Origin of the sequence: Mycobacterium kyorinense (assembly GCF_001672775.1) — a bacterium.
GTDB lineage: Bacteria > Actinomycetota > Actinomycetes > Mycobacteriales > Mycobacteriaceae > Mycobacterium > Mycobacterium kyorinense_A.
On the sequence record NZ_LZKJ01000089.1, the window covers coordinates 1 to 9123 of the forward strand.

Below are 9123 nucleotides of genomic sequence, written 5' to 3' on the forward strand. Positions count from 1 at the left end.
TCGGCCCCCTCAAGCCCCAACTGGAAGCGACCACTTCGCTGCCGGTCAGCGCGCCAGAGGAGCCGGCGACGGCGCTGGCTCGCGGCGCGGCGCTGGCGGCGGCACACGCGCCGTTGTTCTCGTCGTCGACCGCGGCGCTCGCGTACGCGCAGGATCCGGGCACCGGTGCGGTCGACCCGTATGCGGTGACACCGGCGTACCGCCCGATGCCTGACGGCGCTGCCGCAGCGGGCGGCGACGCCCTTGCCTACAGCGCCGTCGCCGACGACGAAGCCAACGCCCCCACCGCCCTCGCCGACCGCCAACCGGCGGTCCCGGACGAGGATCAGCAGAGCCGGCCCCGCCGGCGTTTGACCCTGGTGTCCGGTGCGGTGGCCGCCATCTTCGTGGTCGGTGTCGTGGCACTGGCGATTGCGCTGGTCGTCACTTTGCGGCCGACGGGAGAGCGGCCCGATCCCGGTCACAAGATGGTCGTGCCGGGCAATTCGGCGCCGCAGCAAGCGCCACCTCCTGCTCCGCCGCCCGCCTCGGGACCGGCACCTGCACCCGCTCCGGCGGCTCCTGCCCCGGCGGCGCCCGCTCCCGCACCGGCGGCTCCGGCCCCCGCCGCGCCGGCTCCCGCCCCCGCTGCTCCGCCACCTGCGGCGCCGGTGGTGCCGCAGATACCGCAGATCCCCGGGCTTCCCGGCGGCGGTGGAGGGCCACCCGGCATTCCCGGTGGGGGCCACGGCGGCGGTGGCGGCGGCGGTCACGGCGGTGGCGGCGGGATTCCCGGGGTCCCGGGCATCCCGGGAATTCCCGGCCTGTAGCCGCCTCGGCGTCGTCGCCGGGCAAACTGTCATCTGACGTTCGCTTATCGCTCAGGGAGCGGACACGGTTAGCTCGTCGCAACCGCCTACACACGGTGGTATGCGATGCACCGTCTTCGGCACGGGCTATCTGGGTGCCACCCATGCCGCCGGGATGGCCGAGCTGGGCCATGATGTCGTGGGAGTCGACATCGATCCCGGCAAAATCGCCAAGCTGGCCGGCGGCGACATCCCGTTCTACGAGCCGGGTCTGCGAAAGCTGTTGAGCGACAACCTCGCTGCGGGTCGCCTGCGGTTCACCACCGATTACGACTTGGCTGCCGAGTTCGCCGACGTGCACTTCCTGGGGGTAGGCACACCGCAGAAACGGGGCGAATACGGCGCCGACCTGCGCCACGTACACGCCGTCATCGACGCGCTGGTGCCGTTGCTGACCCGCCCGTCGGTGATCGTCGGCAAGTCCACGGTGCCGGTCGGCACCGCCGCCGAACTGGGCCGACGCGCGCGATCGCTCGCGCCGCCAGGAGTCGACGTCGAAGTGGCGTGGAACCCGGAGTTTCTGCGCGAGGGGCTGGCGGTGCAGGACACGCTGCAGCCCGACCGCATCGTGCTGGGGGTAGAACCCGATTCGCGCTACGCCGAGGCCGCGCTGCGTGAGCTGTATCAACCGCTGCAGCAGGCCGGTGTGCCTTTCCTGGTCACCGATCTGCAAACCGCCGAACTGGTCAAAGTTGCCGCCAACGCGTTCCTGGCGACCAAAATCTCGTTCATCAACGCCGTTTCCGAAGTCTGCGAAGCCGCCGGCGCCGACGTCACGATGCTGGCCGACGCACTCGGGCACGACCCGCGCATCGGCCGTCGCTGCCTCAACGCCGGCCTGGGATTCGGCGGCGGCTGCCTACCCAAAGACATCCGGGCGTTCATGGCCCGGGCCGGGGAGCTGGGAGCCGACCAGGCGCTGACATTTCTGCGCGAAGTCGACAACATCAACATGCGCCGACGCAGCCGCATGGTCGAACTGGCCACCACCGCCTGCGGCGGGTCACTGCTGGGCGCCAACATCGCCGTGCTCGGCGCCGCGTTCAAACCCGAATCCGACGACGTGCGCGACTCGCCGGCGCTCAACGTCGCCGGCCAACTTCAGCTCAACGGCGCCGCGGTCAACGTCTACGACCCGAAAGCGCTGGAAAACGCGCAGCGACTGTTTCCCACCCTGAACTACGCGGTGTCGATCACCGAGGCGTGCGAGCGCGCCGACGCTGTGCTGGTGCTCACCGAATGGCCCGCATTCGTCGACCTCGACCCCGCTGAGCTGGCTGATCAGGTGCGGGCCAAAGTCATCGTCGACGGCCGCAACTGTCTCGACGTGGCCCGCTGGCAGCAAGCGGGCTGGCGGGTGTACTGCTTGGGTCGCCGCGTAGCCTGACCGGGTGGATTACGCGGCAGCATTCCTCGAGGAGAACCGCGCCTTCGGTGAGGTGATCCGCAGCGGCGACTCGTCGACGCCAGTGCCGACCTGTCCGGACTGGACCCTCCAACAGCTGTTCCGGCACGTCGGCCGCGGCGACCGGTGGGCGGCGCAGATCATCACCGACCGCGTCGATCACTTCCTGGATCCCCGCTCCGTTGAGGGCGGCAAGCCGCCCCCAGACCCCGACGACGCCATCTCATGGCTGCACGCCGGCGCGCGACGACTGATCGATGCCGTCGAGCTGGCTGGTGTGGAAACCCCGGTATGGACCTTTCTCGGGCAGCGCCCGGCGTACTGGTGGGTGCGGCGCCGACTGCACGAGGCGACCGTGCACCGCGCCGACGCTGTGCTCGCGCTCGGTGGCCCCTACACGCTGAGCGCCGAACTGGCCGCCGACGGCATCAGCGAATGGCTGGAACGTGTTGCGGCGCAAGCCGGACGCGACGATGCGCCGATGCCGCTGGAGCCGGGCAACACCGTGCACCTGCACGCCACCGACCCCGGATTGGGCGCATCGGGCGAATGGACGATCAGCGCCGGCGACTCGGGGATCACCTGGTCGCACGACCACGGCAAGGGAACCGTGGCACTGCGGGGCGCCGCCACCGACCTGCTGTTGGCCGCGACCCGGCGGGTCGCGGCTACCGACACCGACATCACGGTGTTCGGCGACTCCGCGGTCTGGCAGACCTGGCTCGACCACACGCCGTTCTAAGTTCGGCCGACCCGGTAGTTTGCACACCATGACCACTTCGGAGATCGCCACCGTCCTGGCCTGGCACGACGCCCTGAACGGGTCTGACATCGACACCTTGGTCGCCCTGTCCAGCGACGACATCGAAGTTGGCGACGAACGCGGAGCCGGTCAGGGCCACGATGCGTTGCGCAAATGGGCGGCCGCCCGCCAAGAGGCGGCGGAAGTGGGGAGAATATTCGTCCATGACGGCATCGTGGTCGTCGAGCTGAACACCGCCAACACCACCGCGGCCGCGGCGTTCCGGGTGGTTCGCGATCACATCACCTCGGTATTCGGTCATCGTGATTTGGCGGCCGCACTGGCCGCGACCGATCTCACCGAGGCCGACCTCGTCGACTGAGGAGCAGTACATGCGCGGCATCATTTTGGCCGGCGGATCGGGCACCCGGCTCTATCCGATCACGATGGGCGCCAGCAAGCAGTTGCTGCCCGTCTACGACAAACCGATGATCTACTACCCGCTGTCCACGCTGATCATGGCCGGCATTCGCGACATCCAAATCATCACCACCGGCCACGACGCTCCTGCTTTCCAGCGACTGCTCGAGGACGGTGCGGCATTCGGCATCAACATCACCTACGCGGTGCAGGACCGGCCCGACGGCCTGGCCCAGGCGTTCGTCCTCGGGGCAGACCACATCGGTAACGACTCGGTGGCATTAGCCTTGGGAGACAACATCTTCTACGGCCCCGGACTGGGAACAAACCTCAGCCGCTTCCAAACCGTCGACGGCGGAGCGATTTTCGCCTACTGGGTGGCCAACCCATCGGCCTACGGGGTCGTCGAATTCAGCGACGACGGCATCGCGTTGTCGCTGGAGGAGAAGCCGGCCACCCCGAAATCGCAATACGCGGTTCCGGGGCTGTACTTCTATGACAACGACGTGATCGAGATCGCGCGTGGCCTGCGGCCATCAGCGCGCGGCGAGTACGAAATCACCGAGGTAAACCAGATTTACCTGAATCAAGGCAGGCTCAACGTCGAAGTGCTCGCCCGCGGCACCGCCTGGCTGGACACCGGGACATTCGATTCGCTGCTGGACGCCAGCGACTACGTCCGCACCGTGGAGCGCCGGCAGGGTCTCAAGATCGGTGTCCCCGAGGAAGTGGCCTGGCGCAGCGGCTTCATCGACGACGAGCAACTGGCGCAGCGCGGCCGGTCGCTGGCGAAGTCCGGATACGGCAATTACCTACTGAGCCTGTTGGAACAACGCTGAGGTCCAAGCACACCCGACGGTGTGCTTACTGGCGATAGCTGGCCAAGAAGTTACCCAGCCGTTCGATGGCATGCGACAGGTCGCGCGCCCACGGCAGCGTCACGATGCGCAGATGATCCGGTGCAGGCCAATTGAATCCGGTGCCCTGGGTTACCAGAATCTTCTCCGTCAACAGCAGATCCAGCACCAGCTGCTCGTCGTCGGCGATGTCGTACACCTCGGGATCCAGCCGGGGAAACGTGTACAGCGCGCCCGCGGGCTTGACGCACGACACCCCGGGGATCTCGTTGAGTTTGGTCCACGCCACGTCGCGCTGCTCGAGCAGCCGGCCACCCGGAAGCACCAGGTCGTCAATGCTCTGATAACCGCCCAGCGCGACTTGGATGGCATGCTGCGCAGGCACATTCGGGCACAGCCGCATGTTCGCCAGCAGATGGATACCCTCGATGAAGCTGCTGGCATGGTCTTTGGGGCCGGTGATCGCCAGCCAGCCGGCCCGATACCCGGCCACCCGATAGGCTTTCGACAATCCGTTGAACGTCAGGCACAACACGTCGGGGGCCACCGAGGCCATGTTGATGTGCTGGGCGTCGTCGTAGAGGATCTTGTCGTAGATTTCGTCGGCCAGCAGCAGCAGCTGATGCTTGCGCGCCAAATCGGCCATCTGGGTGAGGACTTCGCGTCCGTAGACGGCGCCGGTCGGGTTGTTCGGGTTGATCACGACCAGCGCCTTGGTGCGTTCGGTGATCTTGGATTCCAGGTCGGCGATGTCGGGCTGCCAGCCCTGGGTCTCGTCGCACAGATAATGCACCGGGGTGCCGCCGGCCAGTGACGTCGACGCCGTCCACAGCGGATAGTCGGGTGCCGGAATCAACACCTGATCGCCGTTGTCGAGCAGGGCTTGCAGCGTCAGCGTGATCAGCTCGGAGACACCGTTTCCCAGGTAGACGTCGTCGACGTCGAACCGCGGGAAGCCCTCGATGACTTCGTAGCGGGTGACCACCGCGCGCCGCGCCGGCAGGATGCCCTTGGAATCCGAATAGCCCTGCGCATTCGGCAATGCCTGGATCATGTCGCGCATGATCACGTCGGGAGCTTCGAACCCGAACGGTGCCGGGTTGCCGATGTTCAGCTTGAGAATCCGGTGCCCTTCGGCCTCCAGCCGGGCGGCGTGATCATGCACCGGGCCGCGGATCTCGTAGAGGACATCCTGCAGCTTGGACGACTGCGCGAACGTGCGTTGCCGCGGCGGATGCCCGGTGGCCTGCCAGGGCAACTGATGCGTAGTCACGTCACTATGGTGCCACGGTTGTCCAGCGAAAATTCGCTAACGCACCTCAGCGCTTGCCCGGCGGACGCGCGCCCTTGGCGATCCCCAGCCCTTTGACCGGCGGCTTTGCCGTTTCGCTGTCGCCGTCCTGCTCGGTGGGGGCCGGCTTGGATTCCGGTTCCGGCTTTGCTTCCGGCGTCGGTTCGGCACTCGCCGGCTGCGCGGGGGCCTCTGCCGGTTTGGCGGCGGCCTTCTTGGCGCCGGGCCGTTTGGCGCCGGCGGCGATGCCCAGCCCCTTGACCGGCGCCGCCTGAGCCTTGGCTTCCGGCTTGGCTTCGGCCGTGGGCTCTGCTTCCGGCTTGGCTTCCGGGGCGGCCGCGGATTCTGCTGGTGCAGCCGTCTTCTTGGCGCCGGGCCGTTTGGCGCCGGCGGCGATGCCCAGTCCCTTGACCGGCGCCTCGGGCGCCGAGGCTTTGGCTTCTGCAGCCGGTTGGGTCTTCGGGGCGGCCTTTTTGGCGCCCGGCCGTTTGGCGCCACCGGCAATACCCAGACCGGTAACGGCCTTGGCGGCCTTCTCTTCGGTGGGTGCTTGGGCGGCGGTTTCTGGTTCCGCCTTGGCCGGCGCGGTCGCCGCGGGCGCGGCTGCGGCCTTCGGGGCGGCCTTGGCGGCCTCCTCGGCAGCCGTACCCTTTGCCGGCAGCGTGACCTTGCTGCGGTCGATGGTGTCCAGCAGGATGTTCGCCACGTCGCGCACGTCGACGTCCTGGCGGCCGGCAGCTTCGGCGCGGTCGTTGACGCCGTCGCTGACCATCACCCGGCAGAACGGGCAGGCGGTGGCGACCGTGGTGGCGCCGGTGCCCAGCGCCTCGTCGACGCGCTCGTGGTTGATCCGCTTGCCGATGTGCTCTTCCATCCACATCCGGGCGCCGCCGGCGCCACAGCAGAAGCTGCGCTCGGCGTGCCTCGGCATCTCGGTCAGCGCCGCACCCGAGGCTCCGATCAGCTCACGTGGCGCCTCGTAGACCTTGTTGTGCCGGCCGAGATAGCAGGGGTCGTGGTAGGTGATCGACGGTCCGTCGCCGTCCACCGGTTTGACCGAAATCAGCTTCTTGTCGCGCACCAGCCGGTTGAGCAGCTGGGTGTGGTGCAACACGCTGTAGTTGCTGCCCAGCTGCTTGTATTCGCGGCCCAGGGTGTTGAAGCAATGCGGGCAGGTGACCACGATCTTGCGGTCGACGGTCTCCACGCCCTCGAAAAGCCCGTCGAGCGTCTCGACGGCCTGCTGGGCCAGCTGCTGGAACAGGAACTCGTTACCCGATCGGCGGGCGGAGTCGCCGTTGCAGGTTTCCCCGGTGCCCAGCACCAGGTATTTCACCCCCGCGATGGCCAGCAGTTCGGCGACGGCCTTCGTGGTCTTCTTGGCCTTGTCGTCGTAGGCGCCGGCGCAGCCGACCCAGAACAGGTACTCGTAGCCGTCGAAGCTGTCGACGTCTTCGCCGTAGACCGGGACGTCGAAGTCGACCTCACTGATCCAACTGGTCCGGTCGGCGGCGTTCTGCCCCCACGGATTGCCCTTGGTTTCCAGGTTCTTGAACAGCACCGAGAGCTCGGAGGGAAACTCCGACTCCATCATCACCTGGTAGCGGCGCATATCGACGATGTGGTCGACGTGCTCGATGTCCACCGGGCACTGCTCGACGCAGGCGCCGCAGGTCACGCAGGACCACAGCACGTCGGGGTCGATCACCCCGCCCTGCTCTTCGGTGCCGACCAGCGGGCGGTTGACCTGCTCGGGTCCGGAGCCGGGCACCCGGCCGAACCCGGATTCGGGTACGTGGTGGCCCTCGCCGCGGCCGGACTCGATGTAGCCGCCTTCTGCGTCCGCCTCTTTCTCCCCGAGCAGGTACGGCGCCTTAGCCATCCAGTGATCGCGGAGATCCATGATGACGAGCTTGGGTGACAGCGGCTTGCCGGTGTTCCACGCCGGGCACTGCGACTGGCAGCGGCCACATTCGGTGCAGGTGGCGAAGTCCAGCATCGCCTTCCAGCTGAAGTCTTCGATCTTGCCGCGGCCGAATTCGGCGTCGTCCGGCGGGTTTTCGAAATCGATGGGCTTACCGTCGGACTCGATCGGCAGCAGCGGGCCCAGCCCGTCGGGCAGGCGCTTGAACACGACGTTGATCGGGGCCAGGAAGATGTGCAGGTGCTTGGAGTGCAGCACGATGATCAGGAACGCCAGCATGACGCCGATGTGCAGCAGCAGGGCGACGGTCTCCAGGACTTCGTTGCCGGTGTGGCCGAGCGGCTTGAGGATCACGCCGAACAACTGCGACAGGAAAGCGCCGTTGCCATAGGGCAGCGTGCCGTTGTTGACCGCCGACCCGCGCACCAGCACGTAGGTCCAGATGACGTTGAAGATCATGAACAGGATCAGCCACGCGCCGCCGGTGTGCGAGCCGTAAAACCGTGACGTCCGGCCGATTTCGCGTGGGCTGCGCAGCATGCGGATGATCGCGAAGGTGACGATGCCGAGGAAGACGGCGGTCGCAAAGAAGTCCTGCAGGAAGCCCAGCGCATCCCATCGGCCGATGATCGGAATGTGGAAATTCGGCTGGAAGAGCAGCCCGTAGGCCTCGATGTAGACCGTCAGCAGGATGAAAAAGCCCCACATCGTGAAGAAGTGGGCCAAGCCGGGGATCGACCATTTCAGCAGCCGGCGCTGCCCGAAGACCTCGGAGAGCTCGATCCAAATGCGTTCGCCGATATTGTCGGTGCGCCCGCTGGCCGGTTGGCCGGTCAGGGTGAGTTTGGCCAGCCAGCCGACCCGTCGGGCGGCGAACAGCGCCACGACCGCTGTCATGCCCAGGCCGACTACCAGTCTGATCAGCATCTGTGTGTCCACTGAGCGTCTCTCCCCATTCTGGCGCTACTGAGCGGTAACTTAACTAATGTTACTGGTCGGTAACTTAGCTGCCGGTGCCTGCTCGGCCAGCTCATAGTGACATCTTTGCGGTTGCGACCGCGACCAAGGCTGCCCTAACTCGGTTGGGCCGTCAGCGGCCGTAGGTGGGCGTGACCGGCACCAGGGTCGGTATCTGGGCAGTGGTCGGCGGGCGCGTCGTGACCGGCGGGTAAGTGAACGTGGTGGTCGGTGGCGTGGTCGTCGGCATGGTCGTCGTGGGGCTGCTGGTGGTGGTGGTCGGTTGCCTCGTCGTGGTGACCGGCGGCTGGGTGGTCGTCGGTGGTGGTGGCGGCGGGGGCGGAATCACCGACTCGGTTGTTTCGGGAGCCGACGGCGGCTCGGTCTCTGGTGGCGGTGGCTCCGTGGTCAGCGGCCCGACGCTGGGAAGCTGGCTCGGTGTGGGGACAGTGCTGGTGGTTTTGGTGGGGCTCTGGTTGGCGGCGCTCAGTTTGAACACCACGACACCGGCTCCGAGCAGCGCCACCAGGGCGGCCGTCGCAGCCACGCTGAACAGCACTCCTGAGCGCTTGTACCAGTGCGGCCGATCGGACGCGGCGGGCGGGGCGTGCATCCCGTTGGTCACTCACCAGTTGGAGGAGCGGCTGCAGGTCCCGGTGGTGACCACGCCGCAACCGTG

5 protein-coding genes and 3 pseudogenes are annotated in these 9123 nt (G+C 67.2%); 6 read left to right on the forward strand and 2 right to left on the reverse strand.

All coding sequences use genetic code 11. From position 1 onward, the window contains the following. From A5707_RS24115 to rfbA, 5 genes and pseudogenes are all read left to right on the forward strand, one after another. Positions 1-809 (forward strand): annotated as a pseudogene (locus tag A5707_RS24115) (hypothetical protein); the annotation flags it as partial. Positions 810-909: 100 nt separating this feature from the next. Further along, complete coding sequence (locus A5707_RS10020) at positions 910-2235, forward strand: UDP-glucose dehydrogenase family protein (protein ID WP_065014349.1); 1326 nt, start codon at positions 910-912, stop codon at positions 2233-2235. Between the two features lie 4 nt (positions 2236-2239). Beyond that, positions 2240-2995, forward strand: coding sequence for a maleylpyruvate isomerase family mycothiol-dependent enzyme (locus A5707_RS10025; protein WP_065014350.1), 756 nt, complete (start codon positions 2240-2242; stop codon positions 2993-2995). 28 nt (positions 2996-3023) lie between these two features. Next, positions 3024-3377 carry a nuclear transport factor 2 family protein gene (locus A5707_RS10030; RefSeq protein WP_065014351.1) on the forward strand — a complete coding sequence of 118 codons (354 nt, stop codon included), beginning with the start codon at positions 3024-3026 and terminating at the stop codon, positions 3375-3377. 10 nt (positions 3378-3387) lie between these two features. Continuing rightward, positions 3388-4254 (forward strand): glucose-1-phosphate thymidylyltransferase RfbA, encoded by an 867-nt coding sequence (rfbA, locus tag A5707_RS10035; protein WP_065014352.1) that lies wholly within the window; start codon positions 3388-3390, stop codon positions 4252-4254. Between the two features lie 25 nt (positions 4255-4279). Here the strand turns inward: rfbA and A5707_RS10040 are convergent. Both A5707_RS10040 and A5707_RS10045 read right to left on the reverse strand, forming a co-directional pair. Further along, positions 4280-5571, reverse strand: a pseudogene (locus A5707_RS10040) (pyridoxal phosphate-dependent aminotransferase). Between the two features lie 20 nt (positions 5572-5591). Continuing rightward, complete coding sequence (locus A5707_RS10045) at positions 5592-8414, reverse strand: heterodisulfide reductase-related iron-sulfur binding cluster (RefSeq protein ID WP_419866409.1); 2823 nt, start codon at positions 8412-8414, stop codon at positions 5592-5594. A gap of 245 nt (positions 8415-8659) precedes the next feature. On the opposite strand from A5707_RS10045, the pseudogene A5707_RS10050 reads away from it, so the two are divergent. Beyond that, positions 8660-9123, forward strand: a pseudogene (locus tag A5707_RS10050) (hypothetical protein); the annotation flags it as partial.